The organism is Pedobacter lusitanus, from assembly GCF_040026395.1.
Classification (GTDB): domain Bacteria; phylum Bacteroidota; class Bacteroidia; order Sphingobacteriales; family Sphingobacteriaceae; genus Pedobacter; species Pedobacter lusitanus.
The window spans coordinates 2,319,078-2,336,129 of sequence record NZ_CP157278.1 but is presented as its reverse complement, the minus strand read 5'-3'; the positions used below and the strand labels follow the sequence as shown (position 1 = coordinate 2,336,129).

General features: G+C 38.5%; 13 protein-coding genes and 1 pseudogene. 8 read left to right on the top strand and 6 right to left on the bottom strand.

Annotated features, from left to right (window positions below; genetic code table 11):
* Positions 1–3: 3 nt before the first annotated feature.
* From PL_RS09770 to PL_RS09760, 3 genes are all read left to right on the top strand, one after another.
* The gene (locus PL_RS09770; RefSeq protein WP_041885771.1) at positions 4–1,152 is read left to right on the top strand and encodes a cysteine desulfurase family protein; all 1,149 of its coding nucleotides are present in this window, start codon (positions 4–6) and stop codon (positions 1,150–1,152) included.
* A 64-nt stretch (positions 1,153–1,216) separates the two neighbouring features.
* Positions 1,217–1,747 carry a GNAT family N-acetyltransferase gene (locus tag PL_RS09765; RefSeq protein ID WP_041885774.1) on the top strand — a complete coding sequence of 177 codons (531 nt, stop codon included), beginning with the start codon at positions 1,217–1,219 and terminating at the stop codon, positions 1,745–1,747.
* Between the two features lie 496 nt (positions 1,748–2,243).
* On the top strand, positions 2,244–4,535 hold the full coding sequence (locus PL_RS09760; RefSeq protein ID WP_041885777.1) for a GH92 family glycosyl hydrolase: 2,292 nt from the start codon (positions 2,244–2,246) through the stop codon (positions 4,533–4,535).
* Positions 4,536–4,656: 121 nt separating this feature from the next.
* On the opposite strand, the pseudogene accD reads toward PL_RS09760, so the two are convergent.
* Positions 4,657–5,503, bottom strand: a pseudogene (gene accD / locus PL_RS09755) (acetyl-CoA carboxylase, carboxyltransferase subunit beta).
* 225 nt (positions 5,504–5,728) lie between these two features.
* Here accD and fbaA point away from each other — a divergent pair.
* Together fbaA and PL_RS09745 are read left to right on the top strand one after the other, a co-directional pair.
* On the top strand, positions 5,729–6,808 hold the full coding sequence (gene fbaA, locus PL_RS09750; RefSeq protein WP_041885778.1) for a class II fructose-bisphosphate aldolase: 1,080 nt from the start codon (positions 5,729–5,731) through the stop codon (positions 6,806–6,808).
* A 263-nt stretch (positions 6,809–7,071) separates the two neighbouring features.
* Positions 7,072–7,494: a GNAT family N-acetyltransferase gene (locus PL_RS09745; RefSeq protein ID WP_041885779.1), complete on the top strand. Its 423-nt coding sequence runs from the start codon at positions 7,072–7,074 to the stop codon at positions 7,492–7,494.
* A 24-nt stretch (positions 7,495–7,518) separates the two neighbouring features.
* On the opposite strand, the gene PL_RS09740 is transcribed toward PL_RS09745, so the two are convergent.
* The 5 genes from PL_RS09740 to PL_RS09720 form a co-directional block, all read right to left on the bottom strand.
* Positions 7,519–8,385 carry a hydroxymethylglutaryl-CoA lyase gene (locus PL_RS09740; RefSeq protein ID WP_041885780.1) on the bottom strand — a complete coding sequence of 289 codons (867 nt, stop codon included), beginning with the start codon at positions 8,383–8,385 and terminating at the stop codon, positions 7,519–7,521.
* A 124-nt stretch (positions 8,386–8,509) separates the two neighbouring features.
* Positions 8,510–9,865, bottom strand: a complete 1,356-nt coding sequence (locus tag PL_RS09735) for an alpha-L-fucosidase (RefSeq protein WP_041885782.1) — start codon at positions 9,863–9,865, stop codon at positions 8,510–8,512.
* A gap of 258 nt (positions 9,866–10,123) precedes the next feature.
* On the bottom strand, positions 10,124–13,066 hold the full coding sequence (gene secDF / locus PL_RS09730; RefSeq protein ID WP_041885785.1) for a protein translocase subunit SecDF: 2,943 nt from the start codon (positions 13,064–13,066) through the stop codon (positions 10,124–10,126).
* 112 nt (positions 13,067–13,178) lie between these two features.
* Positions 13,179–13,664: a dihydrofolate reductase gene (locus PL_RS09725; RefSeq protein ID WP_041885787.1), complete on the bottom strand. Its 486-nt coding sequence runs from the start codon at positions 13,662–13,664 to the stop codon at positions 13,179–13,181.
* Positions 13,661–14,455 (bottom strand): thymidylate synthase, encoded by a 795-nt coding sequence (locus PL_RS09720; protein WP_041885789.1) that lies wholly within the window; start codon positions 14,453–14,455, stop codon positions 13,661–13,663. The genes PL_RS09725 and PL_RS09720 overlap by 4 nt, the downstream gene beginning before the upstream one ends.
* 181 nt (positions 14,456–14,636) lie before the next feature.
* On the opposite strand from PL_RS09720, the gene ispE reads away from it, so the two are divergent.
* From ispE to PL_RS09705, 3 genes are read left to right on the top strand one after another with little or no spacing between them, the layout of a single operon-like run.
* Positions 14,637–15,440 (top strand): 4-(cytidine 5'-diphospho)-2-C-methyl-D-erythritol kinase, encoded by an 804-nt coding sequence (gene ispE / locus PL_RS09715; RefSeq protein ID WP_041885793.1) that lies wholly within the window; start codon positions 14,637–14,639, stop codon positions 15,438–15,440.
* 6 nt (positions 15,441–15,446) lie between these two features.
* Positions 15,447–15,863 carry an OsmC family protein gene (locus PL_RS09710; RefSeq protein ID WP_041885795.1) on the top strand — a complete coding sequence of 139 codons (417 nt, stop codon included), beginning with the start codon at positions 15,447–15,449 and terminating at the stop codon, positions 15,861–15,863.
* A gap of 4 nt (positions 15,864–15,867) precedes the next feature.
* Positions 15,868–17,034: a trans-sulfuration enzyme family protein gene (locus tag PL_RS09705; RefSeq protein ID WP_041885797.1), complete on the top strand. Its 1,167-nt coding sequence runs from the start codon at positions 15,868–15,870 to the stop codon at positions 17,032–17,034.
* Positions 17,035–17,052: the final 18 nt, after the last annotated feature.

Sequence of the window (17,052 nt, the reverse complement as noted above, 5' to 3'; positions counted from 1 at the left end):
CAGATGAACAGGATCTATTTAGATAATGCTGCAACGACACCTCTTGACAAAGAGGTAATGGCTGAAATGATTAATGTGATGGAGAATTATTATGGTAATCCGTCTTCTATTCATGCGCAGGGTCGCGAGGTACGTACATTGATTGAAAAGGCCCGTAAAACTGTATCTGGGCTATTGAATGCAACGCCTGCTGAAATATTTTTCACCTCAGGAGGTACAGAAGCCGATAATACAGCCATACGTTGTGGAATTGCAGCTTTTGGTATTAAACATGCCATTACTTCTAAAATTGAGCACCATGCGGTAGAACATACACTTGATCAATTATTGAAAGATGGGGTTATTGATAAACTTAGTTTTGTTAATATCGATTCAAAGGGTAATATAGATTATGAGCATCTGGAACAGCTGCTGCAAGAGAATTCCCGTTCTTTCGTTTCTTTGATGCATGCAAATAACGAATTGTCCACTTTGAGTGACATGGAAAGGGTTGGTGATATCTGTGAGCGTTATGATGCTATTTATCATAGTGATACGGTACAGACCATGGGACATTATGTACATGATGTGAGAAAGTTAAAAGCTCATTTTATTGTTTGTTCAGCACATAAACTGCATGGCCCTAAAGGTGTGGGATTTTTATTTGTTAATCATAATATAAAAATCGGTCCGATGATATTCGGTGGTGCACAAGAGCGTAATATGCGTGGAGGAACTGAGAACGTATATGGGATTTTGGGACTGGCTAAAGCACTGGAAATGGCTTATGAACATATGGCAGAACATCAGACTTATATTCAGGAGCTGAAAACTTATATGAAGGATAAACTGGTAGCTGAAATCCCGGCTATTACTTTTAACGGTGAGACCGATCAGGAAAAAAGTTTGTATACGGTACTTAACGTATCATTCCCGGCAATGGAAATGTCTGATATGTTATTGTTTAATCTGGATATTAACGGAATTTCTGCTTCTGGAGGCAGTGCATGCGCTTCCGGTTCCAATATCGGTTCTCATGTATTAACAGCGGTAGGTATTGATCCAAATCGTCCATCGGTAAGGTTTTCGTTCAGCAAGTATAATACTAAAGAGGAAATAGATTACGTGGTAGAAAAAGTGAAACATATTGTAGAGCAGAATATCGCTGTATAATAGAAGATATAGACAGGTAAAAGCTCTGGCCGGCCGCCAGAGCTTTTTTTTTTAAGATTCAGTTATGCAATATATATCGATAGAGAATAGTGATAGTCCTTACCTGCCATTTGTGCAGGAATTATATCATTCTGCTTTTCCGGTTGAGGAGAGGAGAAGTTGGGAAAACCTGCTGAAAATGATTGGCACGGTTCCGGAAATGTCTGTTCAGGTAGTTTTAGCTGAAGAGAAAGCTATTGGATTTACCACTACCTGGATATTTGATGAGTGGTTTTTTGTTGAACATCTGGCAATTGATCCGGTCAACAGAGGCAAAAAATTTGGAGAACGGATCATGAAAGATCTTCTGGTAAATCGTAGGTTATTATTAGAGGTTGAGCCTTCGTCTTCTGTTGATGCAGTTAGAAGAATTGGCTTTTATGAGAGGCTGGGGCTGGTCTGTTTGCCTTTTGATTATCTTCATCCTTCTTATCATGATTCACATGTTTCTCATTCTCTGGTACTGATGACCAATGTTGCTGAAAGAGCAGAGATGTATTTTAATGAGATCATTCGCAGAGTTAAAAAGCAGGTTTATTTGTACCATCCTTTGTAATTTCATAATTGTATAAACCATATTTTTTATGACTTGTTGTGTATTCAGCTATCAGATTATTTTTAATTAAAAATGTTGGTTATGAATACTCCGAAAAAAAAAGATCAGGATAAAGGGAAAAAGAGAATGGTTAAACCTTTAGGTTCAGGACATGAACCGGGGATAACACCTGGAAGAGATTTTTAGTACGGTTAACCTGAAATAGACCCTGATTCAACTGCTGATTCAGGGTTTTTTGTTAATACAACTAATTTGATTGTATGCTGTCCTGTAAATATTACCGGATTTATTTGTCTGTTAATGTTTTCTCCATTACATTAGTGAGTATATAGTTTTTTTAAGGAGAATTATGTGTCTTTATTGATTTGCTAAATCGTTTTTAAATTCACGACTATATAACTGAACGGGCCTGATGGGGTAGAGACATTTCAGGTTTTTAATTGAGTAATTCAGCATAACAATATACTAATATCTAATATAAACCACACACACAAAGATGAAACATTTCTTATCCGCGTTGCTTATTTCTGCTGCTATGCCCGTGCTGGCACAACAGGCAGGGAAGGTAACAGATCCGGTAGACTGGATTAACCCGTTAATGGGGACTGCAAGTAAACCCAGTCTTTCCAACGGTAATACTTATCCCGCAATAGCAGTTCCATGGGGGATGAATTTCTGGACTCCTCAGACTGGAAAAATGGGTGATGGTTGGGCTTACACTTATGATGCTGAGAAAATCAGGGGATTTAAGCAGACACACCAGCCTTCTCCATGGATGAACGACTATGGGCAATTTTCAATAATGCCGGTCACAGGCAAGATGAAATTTGACCAGGATGAACGGGCAAGCTGGTTTTCTCACAAGGCTGAAGTCGTAAAACCTTATTATTATAGTGTTTATCTGGCCGATGCGGACGTGACTACTGAGATTACGCCTACAGAAAGAGCTGCACAGTTTCGTTTCACTTTTCCAAAATCTGATAGTTCTTATGTAGTAGTTGATGCTTTTGATAAGGGGTCTTACATTAAGGTTATCCCTAAAGAAAGAAAAATTATAGGTTATAGCACGCGCTATGTGAGAGATCCGCTGCCAGCCAGTTTTAAAAACTATTTCGTTATTTATTTTGATAAGGCCATTACTTCTGCAAATACATGGCATGGTAATACCCTGGCAAAGGATACACTTGAATTGAAAAGTGATCATTCTGGTGCCATAGTAGGATTTAAAACTGAAAAGGGAGAAAAGGTAGGGATGAAAGTGGCTTCTTCTTTTATCAGCATAGAGCAGGCAGAACTTAGTTTGAAGAGAGAACTGGCAAATGATACTTTTGAGGCTACTCAACAGAAATCCAGAGCTATATGGAATAAGACTTTAAGCAAAATTTCTGTTGAAGGTGGAACTGTTGATCAGACCCGTACTTTCTATTCGAGCTTATACAGAACTCTGTTTTTTCCAAATAAATTATATGAGATAGATGCGAATAACAAAATAGTTCACTGGAGTCCGTATAATGGTAAAATTATGCCAGGTTACATGTTTGCTGGTACAGGATTCTGGGATACATTCAGAGCCTTGTATCCTTTATTAAATCTGGTTTATCCAGCAATCAATAAAGAAATGCAGGAAGGTTTGGTGAATGACTATAAAGAAGGGGGCTGGTTACCCGAGTGGTCAAGCCCGGGTTATTCAGACTGTATGATTGGTAATAACTCTGCGTCTGTAGTTGCAGATGCTTATATCAAAGGTCTGCGGGGGTATGATATTGAGACCTTGTATGAAGCGCTTAAACATGGTGCAAATAATGAAGGACCCAATGAAGCCGTTGGAAGAGCGGGAGTTAAATACTACAATGAGCTGGGTTACGTACCTTATGATGTAAAACTGAGTGAAAATGCAGCTAGAACGCTGGAATATGCTTATGATGATTTTACTATTTATCAATTGGGCAGAGCATTAAAGAAACCAGCTTCCGAAATTGACATTTATGCGAAAAGGGCAATGAATTACAAGAATCTTTTTGACCCTTCAACTGGTTTAATGCGTGGAAAGAATAAGGATGGTTCATTTCAGTCACCTTTTAACCCCTTTAAATGGGGAGATGCCTTTACTGAAGGAAACAGCTGGCATTATTCATGGTCGGTCTTTCAGGATATAAATGGACTGGTAGGACTAATGGGGGGGAAGAACAAATTTGTAAACAAACTGGATTCTGTATTTTCTATGCCTCCGGTTTTTGATGCAAGTTATTATGGTTCTGTCATCCATGAAATCAGGGAGATGCAGATTGCAAATATGGGACAATATGCCCATGGAAATCAACCAATACAACATATGATTTACCTGTATAATTATGCCGGACAGCCCTGGAAAGCACAGTATTGGGTAAGAGAAACGATGAACAGAATGTATAAGGCTACTCCTGATGGTTATTGCGGAGATGAGGATAACGGGCAGACTTCTGCCTGGTATGTTTTCTCTTCACTTGGTTTTTACCCGGTGACACCAGCTACTGATCAATATGTAATCGGTGCGCCATTGTTCAAAAAAGTAACACTGAGTCTGGATAATGGAAAACAGATTGTAATTAATGCGGCGGCTAACAGTGCTGATAACAAGTATATCAATTCGTTGAAATATAATGGACAGAATTATGATAAAAACTGGTTAAGTCACACTGATCTGGTTAAAGGTGCAATACTTGATTTCAATATGACGCCAGTGCCTAATAAAACCAGAGGAATTTCAGAAGCTGATTTTCCTTATTCTATGTCAACGGAGAAAAAATAGAGAAATATTCACCGAAAACTTGCGTGCGAATATAAAATTTACTGACGCATAAATAAAAATCCCCTGTAGAACCAGCATAAATTGCATGTTCTGCAGGGGATTTCTTATAGGATATAAATCTCTAGTTTTTCACCATTTTAATAAAAGTAGCCAATTTAGCTTTCATCGCTCTGCGGTCTACAATAAAGTCAAGGAAACCATGTTCCTGCACAAATTCTGCAGTCTGGAAACCTTTAGGTAAATCCTTTTTAATAGTTTCTTTAATTACTCTTGGTCCTGCAAATCCGATAAGTGCACCTGGTTCTGCAATATTAATATCACCAAGCATCGCGTAGGAAGCTGTTACACCACCAGTCGTCGGGTCAGTTAATAAAGATATATAAGGTATTTTTGCCTGATTAAGCAGAGCCAGTTTAGCCGAAGTTTTGGCCATTTGCATTAAAGAAAATGCTGCTTCCATCATTCTTGCTCCTCCGGATTTGGAGATCATCAGAAACGGAATTTTATGTTTGATACTGTAATCGATTGATCTTGCGATTTTCTCTCCCACTACAGAACCCATTGAACCACCGATGAAGTTAAAATCCATACAGGCAATTACCAGATCTTCTCCTTCTATTTTACCAACCGCTGAACGAATAGCGTCTTTCAGGCCTGTTTTTGCCATTGTATCTACCAGACGTTCTGTATAAGGTTTATTGTCATTGAAGTTCAGCGGATCTCCTGAAGTCAGGTCTGCAAAAAGTTCCTTGAAGTCATTATTATCAAATAATACCTGAAAATATTCTTTGGAACCAACTCTCAAATGGTAATCACAATAGTGACAAACGTATTTATTTTCGATCAGATCTGCGCTGTGTAATGCTTTTTTGCAATTAGGACACTTGTTCCATAAGCCATCCGGCGCTTCTTTTTTTTTCTTCTGTCAGCGTACTGATACCTTTTTTTTCTCTCTTAAACCAAGCCATGTTATTCGTTGAAAAATGCGATTACAAAGAAACAAAAAAAAATCAGAACAGCTTTATCTAGATTTCGGATAAATTATGTGATGTATCAAAAGGTTATCATTATAAAATTCCCGGTATACATGAATAGCCTTTATAACGATTACAGTCTCTATGAAAATAATACCATTTGAGGTTTGCCCAGGCTAATATTTTTCCTAACTTCGGCTTACATAAAATCTAATAACAATGAGTTTAAAAGGCTATAAAGGCGTAATTTACGGAGATGCTGTTCAGGAATTATTTGAACAGGCTAAAAAACATCAGTTTGCATTGCCTGCAGTTAATGTTACCGGAACAAATACCATCAATGCGGTTATGGAAACTGCTAAAGCGGTGAATTCACCAGTTATGATTCAATTATCAAATGGTGGTGCGCAATTTTATGCAGGTAAGACGTTAAATAATGATAATTTAAATGCATGTGTATTAGGTGCTGTATCGGCGGCAAAGCATGTACATTTATTAGCAGAGCACTATGGTGTAGCAGTTGTTTTACATACTGACCACGCTGCTAAAAAACTATTGCCATGGATTGACGGTCTGTTAGATCATGGAGAAAAATTCTTTGCTGAGCATGGTAAACCGTTGTTCTCTTCACATATGCTGGATCTTTCGGAAGAACCAATTGAAGAGAATATGGAGATATCAGCTAAATATTTAGCACGTATGGCTAAAATGGGCATGACTATCGAAATTGAACTGGGTGTAACCGGTGGTGAAGAAGATGGTGTGGATAACAGTGATGTGGATAGCTCTAAATTATATACTCAGCCTTCTGAAGTAGCTTATGCTTATGAGGAATTGAGTAAAGTAAGTGATAAATTTACTGTTGCAGCTGCTTTTGGTAATGTTCACGGTGTTTATAAACCAGGTAACGTTAAATTACAACCAGTAATTCTTAAAAATTCTCAGGAATTTGTAAAAGAGAAATTTGGATTAACAGCTGAAAAACCAATCAACTTTGTATTTCATGGTGGATCAGGTTCTTCTCAGGAAGAAATCAGAGAAGCTATTTCTTATGGTGCAATCAAAATGAACATTGATACAGATATGCAATGGGCATTATGGGAAGGTGTATTGGATTATTATAAAGCAAATGAAGCTTATCTTCAGGGACAAATTGGAAATCCTGATGGAGAAGATAAACCAAATAAGAAATATTATGATCCACGCGTATGGTTGCGTAAAGGAGAGGAAGCATTTGTTAAACGTTTAACTCAGGCTTTTGAAGACTTAAACTGTAAAGACGCAAGTGATAAATTATAAATAAATTCATTTTTAAGAAGCGCTTCAGGATGATTTCTGAAGCGCTTTTTTATTTCCTGTGTTTTTCTTTAAAATGTCAGGATAACCAAATAAATAGCAAAATCATGAGTCCGGTAAATACAATCAGATCAATTACATAAGATCTGTGTCACATTATCAGGACTTGTAAAACAAGAATCAGCTATTCTTTGTTCTAATGCAATTGATGCAGCCGGGGAAATTAAGCGTTATAAAGACAAAGGATTTATTTAAACCTAAAAATCATGGAACTACTTCAGGTAAATAAAATCAGAACACAGGAAGAGCTGGAAAGCGCATTTGCGATTCGTAAACAAGTATTTGTGAACGAACAAGGATGCCCTCCGGAGCTGGAATGGGAAAATGAAGATGTTTCTCATCATTTTCTGGCTTTAATGGACAATCATCCCTGTGGTGCGTGCCGCTGGCGAAAGACAGATAAAGGATATAAGCTGGAACGTTTTGCTGTGCTCAAAGAGTACAGACGTAAAAGGGTAGGACAGGCTCTTGTAGCCGCTGCTTTGGCAGATATACCTGATAGTGCCAATGCGATCTATTTAAATGCACAGGTGGAAGCTGTGAGCCTGTATGCTAAATTTGGCTTTGCTGTTGAAGGTGAACAGTTTGAAGAAGCTGGTATACAACACTTCAGAATGGTAAAGAAATAGAAAGTAAAGTTAAGGGGATGTGATTTACATCCCTTGAAAAACCTCAGCTGATAATAGCATAGCCTGACGCCATTTATCCATATTTAAATTCAATACCTCACCTTTTTGTGTAAGGTAATCAATCAGTCCTTCTGTTGCCAGATTACCGGTCAGGTCGTCAGCAGCCATAGGGCATCCTCCAAATCCCTTTAAGGCACTATCAAAGCGTCGGCACCCACTAAGGTAGGCCGCTTCAATCTTTTCATTACGTGTGTCCGGAGTGCTGTGCAAATGAAGTCCGATTTCTGTTTGCGGAAAACTGCTGACCAGAAGTGGTAGTAATTCTTTGATTTTTTCTGGTGCAGATACACCCGTGGTATCAGAAAGAGAAAGAATTTTTGTCCCTCTTTCTACCAGGGCAGAAGCCCATTGTGCTACAATATCTGTGTTGTAGATATCACCGTATGGATTTCCAAAACCCATGGACAAATAAATTACAGCTGTCTTCTGATGTCTATCACATAACTCAAGCATCTGCTCCACTGTGGTTAAAGAGTCTTTAATACTCGAATTTGTATTTCTCTGCTGAAAAGTTTCAGAAATAGAAAAAGGAAATCCAACATAGGAGATTTCAGGGAAAAGCATTGCATTTTCGGCTCCGCGCAAATTGGCAACAATAGCCAGTAATTTACTTTTCGTATTACTGAGATCCAATTGAGCTAACACTTCTTTAGTATCCTTAAGCTGAGGAATAGCTTTTGGAGATACAAAGCTGCCAAAGTCTATAGTATCAAAACCAACCTGTAAAAGTAAGTTGATATAGGCCGCTTTTAAATCTGTAGGAATAAAATCATGAATACCCTGCATGGCATCCCTTGGACATTCGATTAGTTTAATAGCTTTCTGACTCATATTATTTTGCACACTGATAATTTGTGTGATGGCTCAATGTAAGTAAAAATAAGAAATAACAAAAACAGGGTAGGTTTTCCAGATGAAAAACTACCCTGTTATTATAATGTTGTAACCTGTCTTTTTACTGAAGTATAAGTTCTATTACGGGAATAGAGAAATCAGGTTTTCTAGCCGGCAGCGTGACCGTCAGATCATTTGATCCTGCCTGCTTATAGATTAGTTCAGAGCTGTCATTTAAAAACTGGGCGTATTTAACTTTACCATTGTATCCGGATAAAGTCAGTTTGCCATTTGATGGATATTCAAAAAGATGAACATATAATCTTTTAGTCTTTGGATTATATGTCAGTTTAGAATTTTCAGGTGTAGCATATCCATCAGGTGCATAAGTACAATTGTAAATAGATTTATCATTGGCATGCATCCATTGGCTGAGACTATCCAGCGCGTTTGTTGCACGACGATCAAATTCTCCTCTTGCTGTTGGTCCGACATTAAGAATCAGATTACCACCATTACTTACCGAAGTAATCAGCAGATCCAGTAATTGTTTATGTGATTTCCAGCTGTTTTCATCTCTGTGATATCCCCATGATCCGGAAAATGTCTGGCAGGTTTCCCAGGTTTTTCCTTTGTATTTTGCCAGTTCTGCGGTACTAACCTGTTCAGGAGTTTCGAAATCCGCCCCGTCTTTATATTCGCCAAGATCCAATCTGTTATCTACAATGATACCTGGCTGTAATTTTCTGATTAGTTTAAGCAGTTCAACAGATCCCCAGTCATCTTTACCTTTACCTCTTCCATTAGGTTTTGGAAAAGAGAAGTCCAGCCACAGGATGTCTATTTTTCCATATTTGGTTAACAGCTCAGTGATCTGATTACGCATATAAGCCCTGTATTTTGCCATATCTCTTCCTTTGTTGAGCGTGGCATAGGCTGCATCACTTTTATCTTTTTTGGTCAGCGGATGGTTTTCATCCATGGTATAATCCGGATGGTGCCAGTCAAGCAGGGAATAATAAAAACCAACTTTAATACCTTCTGCCCTGAAAGCATCCACATATTCCTTTACCAGATCACGTTTCGCCTGTGTATTGTTTGCTTTGTAGTCTGTAAATCTGGTGTCAAACAGACAAAAGCCTTCATGGTGTTTAGTAGTCAGAACAGCATATTTCATCCCTGCTGCTTTAGCTTGTTTAGCCCATTTTTTTGGTTCAAATAAATCCGGATTAAACTGGTCAAAATACTTCTGGTATTGTTCATTGGAAAGTCCTTCCACACTTTTGACCCACTCATGTCTCGCAGGCTGTGCGTAAAGTCCCCAATGGATAAACATACCAAAACGGTCTTGTGTCCACCATTCCATACGTTTCTGTTTTTGTTCCTGGGTTTCATTCCCGATCATCTTTTGTGCAAAGAGACTGGAAGAAGTCAGCAGGATAATCAGTAGTAATAGCTGTAGTTTTTTTGATATCATTTTTCCAGGGTTTAGGTTAGCTATGATAGTTATTGTGCTATAAATTGATTTAGCTTCCTTACAAAAGAAAAGAAATCCTGCCTGAAATGATTAACTGAAATTAGCTAAATGATTAACTTTTTTGGGGTGGGAGATGACCGGTATCTGCAGAAAAAATGTTGATGAATGAAGTTCTGTTTTACAAAACAGGGATTGGCCTGCATGAAAAAAGCCTCCCCTGAACATCAGAGGAGGCTTTTGAAATAAATATGAATTTACTTATGCGTGTTTCTTACCTAAGTCAATTACAATTGGAGTAGAGATACATAATGAAGAGTATGTACCGATAACACGGCCAATTAATAATGCGAAGATAAATCCACGGATACTTTCTCCACCAAAGATGAAGACTACAAGTAATACGAAGAATACAGTTAATGAAGTTAAGATTGTACGACTTAATGTGCTGTTTAAAGCGAAGTTGATTAAAGTATTACGCTCTTCACCATATAAATCGTCTTTTCCGGCTTCAGCTAACTTCTCACGGATACGGTCAAATACAACTACTGTTTCAGTCATTGTATAAGACATAACTGTTAAGATCGCTGCGATGAAATCCTGACCAATCTCTAAAGAGAAAGGTAAGACACCATCAAGGATAGTATAGAAAGATAATACCAGTAAAACGTCATGGAATAAAGCGATAACCGCACCTAAACCGTAGTTAACTTTCTTGAATCTGATGATGATATAGACGAACATCAGCAAACAAGAGAATAAAATAGCCAGGTAAGCACTTGAAACAAGGTCACTCGCGATAATCGGACCTACTTTCTGGTTACTTTCAATAGTATATTTAGTACCTGTTTTAGCTAAACCAGCTCTTAATGCATCCTCTACGATCTTATCTGCGCCAGCATCCTGATCAGCAATATGGTAAGTCGTAGTGATTTTTAATTCATTGTCAGCACCAGCTGTTTTAACCTGAATTTCTTCGTTCTGGAAACCAGGAGCTAATTTTTCTTTTACCTCTTCAGTATCCATTCCTTTATCGAAATGAACGATGTAAGTTCTTCCTCCTTTAAAATCGATACCCAGTCTCAGTCCACCATTTTTGAAGTAGAAAATGATACCTAAGATAATGATGATAGAAGAAATAGTGTAATAGATCTTTCTGCGTCCAACAAAGTTGAAAGCGATATTCTTGAAAGCGTGGATTGTTGCTTTATTACCGAAAGTGATGTTAGCATTTTTGTTCAGTAATGAATCAAATACTAAACGGGAGATTAATACTGCACAGAATAGTGAAGATAAAATACCGATACATAAAGTAGTTGCAAAACCCTGAACAGGACCGCTACCGAATGCATAAAGGATAACCCCTAAAATTAATACAGTAACGTTGGAGTCAATGATAGATGGCATCGCATGTTTGAAACCTTCTTTGATTGCAACAGCAGTCGATTTACCATGGTTAAGTTCTTCCCTTACACGTTCAAAGATCAGGATGTTCGCATCCACCGATAAACCGATTACCAGGATGATACCAGCAATACCAGGTAAAGTCAGTACCGCACCCAGTGAAACCAGGATACCCATGATGAACAATAAGTTGATCACTAACGCCAGGTTGGCTACCCATCCCGCTTTGTTGTAATACAGCGCCATGAATACCAGGATCACAATGAAAGCAAGTACAAATGACATTAAGCCATTGTGGATTGCTGCTTCTCCTAATGAAGGACCAACAACAAACTCACCAACAATACGTGCCGGAGCTGGTAATTTACCTGCTTTTAAGATGTTTGCTAAATCCTGTGTTTCAACCTGAGTAAAATTACCGGTGATTGAAGAGATACCATTAGGAATTTCATTCTGAACAGTAGGAGCAGAGTAAACTGCGTTGTCAAGAACAATAGCAATAGATTTTTTGTTATTTGGATCAGCAGAAGCTTCTGCAGTGATTTTTTTCCATTTTTGAGCACCGTCACCAGTCATATACATGGTGACTTCAGGTTTACCTTTCTGATCGAAATCATGACGGGCATCACTGATAGCTTCACCACCTAAATCAGGTTTTCCATCCGGAGCAACAGATTTGATTGCATAAAGTTCGAAAACTTTAGTACCGTCCATCGGTCTTACACTCCACATGAATTTGAAACTCTGAGGAACGATAGCAGCGATTTCAGGTCTTCTGAAGTAAGAATTTACTTTAGCAGTATCTTTTTGAGCAACCCATCCTACAGTTGGACCAGGACGTAAAGCAGGTTGACCCTGTTGGTTCTGGTAAGTAGGGATATTTAATACAGCAAATAATGGGTTAGCTTTAGAAAGTTCTTTGGTTTTTAAATCAGCAGAATCTTTTCCGTTAGTTTTCTTAGCCAGATTAGCCAATGCACTTTTCGCTTTTGCAGCAGTGTCTTTTACAATAGTCGTTGCGGCAGTATCTTTCAAAGTAGCAGCAAGGGTCTTGTTAATGTTCTCCATGATAGAGTAAACCTCTTCATTTTGATACACCTGCCAGAATTGTAATTCTGCAGATCCCTGCAATAATTTGTGAACTCTTTCTTTATCCTGTACACCTGGCATCTCAATCAGGATACGGTTAGTACCTTCCTGTTTCTGCATGTTTGGACTTACCACACCAAATCCGTCAATACGACTTCTGATAATGATAAATGAACGGTCAATTGCACTGGTTGCTTCTTTCGATAAGTAAGATTTTACTTCAGCGTTGCTTGCGTTAGCTTTTAACTGCTGTGCGTTATCCTGATTAGAGAAATAATCTGCAAGTTTTACATTAGGACTGATTTTTTCAAATTCATTAACAAACAAACTGATGAAATCTTTACCACCAGCGTTCAGCTGAGTTTGGGCAGTAGAAAGTGCTTTGTTAAAATTAGCATCATCCGTATGGTTAGCTAAAGATTTTACCAGCTCACCTAACGATATTTCCATCGTTACGTTCATACCACCTTTAAGGTCAAGACCTAAGTTGATTTCTTTCCCTTTACAGAACTGATAGTTAAATCCGAAAATCGGATAAACCGGGACAGTTGACATGGAGTCCAAATAAGCTTTTTCCTTAGCCGGATCGCCTTTAGCATACGCTTTAGCGTCTTTTTCTACATTCGACGTAACGAAATTGAACGAGAGGGAATACACGCAGACAATACCTAATAGTATTGCCATAAATTTAATGAAACCTTTACCTTGCATTTTTGTTTGTAATTATTTGTCTATGCTGTATATTTTTTTCAACAAGTCGGCAAATCTAATTAATTTTTTAATTAATAGTCAGCCTTATATAATATTTATTGAGGATTGGGAACTATTTTCGAACAAGGGTTGAAAATGTATAACCAATGCTGTTTTTTTCGTCCGGCTCATGACTGCTGCTGCTTTCCTCTTTCCATATATCCGGGTCTATAGCCGGGAAAAAAGTATCAGCTTCATAATCGCCTTTAACTACCGTCAGATAAATTTTATCAGTAATATCCATTGCCATTTTATAGATCTCTGCTCCACCTACAATGAATACTTCTTCTGAGGGATCACAGAGTGCGATTGCCGCATCCAGTGTATTAACCACTTCAACACCTGGTATTTCCAGAGATGAACTCCGCGTAATCACTATATTACGGCGATTGGGAAGTGGTTTTCCAACAGAATCGAATGTTTTACGACCCATAATAACAGTATGGCCGCTGGTTGTATTTTTAAAATGTCTGAGATCAGCAGGGAGATGCCATAACAACTGATTATCTTTTCCTATTCCATTATTTTCAGCAATGGCAACAATGATTGAGACGATCATACAGCTACTATTCCTTTAATGTGCGGATGAGGTTCGTAGTTTTTCAGATTGAAGTCTTCAAATTTGAAACTGAAAATATCTTTTACCGCAGGGTTAATTTCCATGACAGGCAGCGCTTTGGTATCTCTGCTTAACTGCAGTTTAGCCTGTTCAATATGGTTATTATATAAATGTGCATCACCCAGGGTATGGATAAAGTCACCATATTGAAGATCACACACCTGTGCAACCATCATAGTCAACAATGCATATGATGCTATATTAAAAGGTACACCTAAAAATATATCAGCACTGCGCTGATAAAGCTGGCAACTTAGTTTGCCGTCGGCTACATAGAATTGAAAGAGCGCATGACAAGGAGGAAGAGCCATCTGATCAATATCAGCAACATTCCAGGCAGAAACCATGATCCTTCTGGAATCCGGATTAGTCTTGATGGTATTGATTATATTACTGATCTGGTCGATATGTCCGCCACCAGGTGTTGGCCATGACCGCCATTGCGAACCATAAACCGGGCCCAGGTTTCCTTGTTCATCAGCCCATTCGTCCCATATCCTGACATTATTGTCTTTCAGATATTTGATATTGGTGTCCCCATTCAAAAACCAGATAAGTTCATGGATAATTGATTTGAGGTGTAATTTTTTGGTGGTTACCATAGGAAAACCTTCCTGGAGGTTAAAACGCATCTGATAGCCAAATGTACTGATGGTCCCTGTTCCCGTCCGGTCGTGTTTCTGTGCCCCATGGTCCAGCACGTATTGCATTAAGTCCAGATATTGTTTCATGTTGGAGGATAATTTCGCTCAAAATACAAAACTAAAACAAATTCTGCTTTATGAGTTTGATTAAAATAGATAAAATAATTTGGCGGGGATGTTTTAATGTCTTTTTACTGAAAATATCCATGCCACGTTCTAAATCCTGTAATTATTTTTAAGTTTGTCATTCGATCCTTAAAATATAACAATGCTTGCATTTGCCAATGCCAAAATTAATCTCGGCTTAAATGTTACTGATAAAAGAACTGATGGCTATCATAACCTGGAAACGGTCTTTTATCCGGTAAAGCTATATGATGTAGTAGAGATTACTGATGCTGCCGAAACTTCCTGTCAGCTCAGGGGAATCGATATCCCGGGAGAAATGACCGATAACATTTGTTTGAAGGCATTCAGTTTAATACAGCAGGATTTCGATATTCCTGCGCAGCAGATTACCCTGCTCAAACAGATTCCTGTAGGTGCAGGTCTTGGAGGCGGGTCGGCAGATGCTGCATTTCTGATTCAATTGCTGAACACTAAATTCAAATTAGGTTTAACAACAGCGGCAATGGAAGATTATGCAAGGGTTTTGGGAGCCGATTGTGCTTTTTTTATTGAAAATAAACCTGTGTTTGCCACCGGAAAAGGAGATCAGTTCTCTCCCTTAAGTTTAGACCTGTCCGGATATTATATGGTATTGGTAAAACCACCGGTACATGTGGCTACGGCGGCAGCTTACAGTACACTTGTTCCTGCCTCCCCGGAAACAAGTTTGAAAGAACAGATTAATCTGCCTGTAAAGGAATGGAAAACGTTCCTGAAGAATGATTTTGAAAAACCTGTTTTCTCAAAATATCCTGAAATTTCTCAAATAAAAGAGCAGCTTTATCATGCGGGTGCTAAATTTGCATTAATGAGTGGTAGTGGTTCGAGTGTATTTGCGATATTTGAGGGGGCGGTAACTTTACCACAACTGGAAATAGATAACAAAGTATTTTACAATATTTAGCTAGCGATGGAAATCAATTTAATACGTAAGAGTGGTAAGTTTAATTTTGAGGCCGAAAATTCGGGAGGAAAAACAGTAGAACTGGATGCAAACCCAAAGATAGGCGGGGAAGGTAAAGGTTTCAGGCCAATGGAAATGTTGCTGGTTGGCTTAGGCGGATGCAGTGGTATCGATGTGGTCAATGTGTTAACCAAACAGAAGGAGCCACTGGACGATATTAAAATCAAAATAAATGCAACACGTAAGGATGAAGAAATGCCTCCGATATTCGATGTGATTGATATCCATTTTAATCTTTACGGAGATTTGAATGTGCAGAAGGTAGAAAGAGCACTGGCGCTTACCTTTGAAAAATACTGCTCAGTTTCAAATATTCTGGGCCGTTCAGCTACTATAAAATTTTCGTACACTATCCATAATTAATATCATGCAAGAAGATAATTTTGAAACCCTGGCCATCCGTTTGCAAACAGAACGCAGTCAGTATAAAGAACATTCTGTACCACTATATCTGACTTCCAGTTATAAGTTTGATGATTCCGAAGAAATGCGGGCATTATTTGCAAATGAAAAAGAAGGAAATGTTTACAGCCGTTATGCAAACCCGAATACTTCAGAGCTGATTGAAAAGATGGCAGCGCTGGAAGGGGCAGAGACAGGTTGGGTAACAGCTACAGGTATGGCAGCAATTTTCACCACTTTTGCTACATTTCTTGGCGCCGGAGATCATATCTTATCAAGCCGTTCTGTATTTGGTTCATCCCATCAGTTGCTGAACGGAATTTTCCCTAAATGGAATATTTCTTATACCTATGCTGATCTGGACAAAAAAGAGCAGTGGGAAAATGGCATTCAGCCAAATACAAAAATGATCTTTGTAGAGACACCTTCTAATCCCGGTATTGATATTATTGATCTGGAATGGATAGGGCAGCTGGCTAAAAAACATAATATTTTGCTGGTAGTTGATAATTGTTTTGCTACCCCATATTTACAGCAGCCACTAAAATACGGTGCTGATATATCTATACACTCGGCCACGAAATTTATCGATGGTCAGGGACGTACCCTGGGTGGCGTTATTTTAGGGTCGGATAAACTGATCAGACAAATTGAAGGTTTTGCCAGACACAGCGGGCCTGCAATGTCACCATTTAATGCGTGGATCCTTTCCAAAAGCTTAGAGACACTTGCTGTACGTATGGACAGACACTGTGAAAGTGCTTTAAAAGTTGCAGAATTCTTAGAGGCACATCCTAATGTCAAACAAGTAAGATATCCGTTTTTACCTTCTCACCCGCAATATGATATTGCTAAAAAGCAAATGAAGCTGGGCGGTGGTATTGTGACGCTGACTATCAACGGAGGCGTAAAAGCTGCAGGCAGTTTTATGGATAAACTGAAAATGTTCTCTATTTCTGCAAATCTTGGAGATACCCGTTCAATTGCTACACATCCGGCAACAAGTACACATGCCAAGCTGACTGAAGAAGAAAGACTGCAGGTGGGTATTGAGCAGGGGACTGTCCGTCTTTCTATAGGACTGGAGCATATCAATGATATTATTGCTGATATTGAACAGGCACTGAGCTAAAAAAATATAACAGACTAT

Excerpts from the sequence above, each read along its gene's own strand:
- PL_RS09735 (WP_041885782.1), bottom strand. The coding sequence starts at position 9,865 with ATGATATCAAAAAAACTACAGCTATTACTACTGATTATCCTGCTGACT.
- PL_RS09725 (WP_041885787.1), bottom strand. The coding sequence starts at position 13,664 with ATGATCGTCTCAATCATTGTTGCCATTGCTGAAAATAATGGAATAGGA.
- PL_RS09705 (WP_041885797.1), top strand. The coding sequence starts at position 15,868 with ATGCAAGAAGATAATTTTGAAACCCTGGCCATCCGTTTGCAAACAGAA.
- PL_RS09770 (WP_041885771.1), top strand. The coding sequence starts at position 4 with ATGAACAGGATCTATTTAGATAATGCTGCAACGACACCTCTTGACAAA.
- fbaA (WP_041885778.1), top strand. The coding sequence starts at position 5,729 with ATGAGTTTAAAAGGCTATAAAGGCGTAATTTACGGAGATGCTGTTCAG.
- PL_RS09760 (WP_041885777.1), top strand. The coding sequence starts at position 2,244 with ATGAAACATTTCTTATCCGCGTTGCTTATTTCTGCTGCTATGCCCGTG.
- secDF (WP_041885785.1), bottom strand. The coding sequence starts at position 13,066 with ATGCAAGGTAAAGGTTTCATTAAATTTATGGCAATACTATTAGGTATT.
- ispE (WP_041885793.1), top strand. The coding sequence starts at position 14,637 with ATGCTTGCATTTGCCAATGCCAAAATTAATCTCGGCTTAAATGTTACT.
- PL_RS09740 (WP_041885780.1), bottom strand. The coding sequence starts at position 8,385 with ATGAGTCAGAAAGCTATTAAACTAATCGAATGTCCAAGGGATGCCATG.
- PL_RS09710 (WP_041885795.1), top strand. The coding sequence starts at position 15,447 with ATGGAAATCAATTTAATACGTAAGAGTGGTAAGTTTAATTTTGAGGCC.
- PL_RS09720 (WP_041885789.1), bottom strand. The coding sequence starts at position 14,455 with ATGAAACAATATCTGGACTTAATGCAATACGTGCTGGACCATGGGGCA.
- PL_RS09765 (WP_041885774.1), top strand. The coding sequence starts at position 1,217 with ATGCAATATATATCGATAGAGAATAGTGATAGTCCTTACCTGCCATTT.
- PL_RS09745 (WP_041885779.1), top strand. The coding sequence starts at position 7,072 with ATGGAACTACTTCAGGTAAATAAAATCAGAACACAGGAAGAGCTGGAA.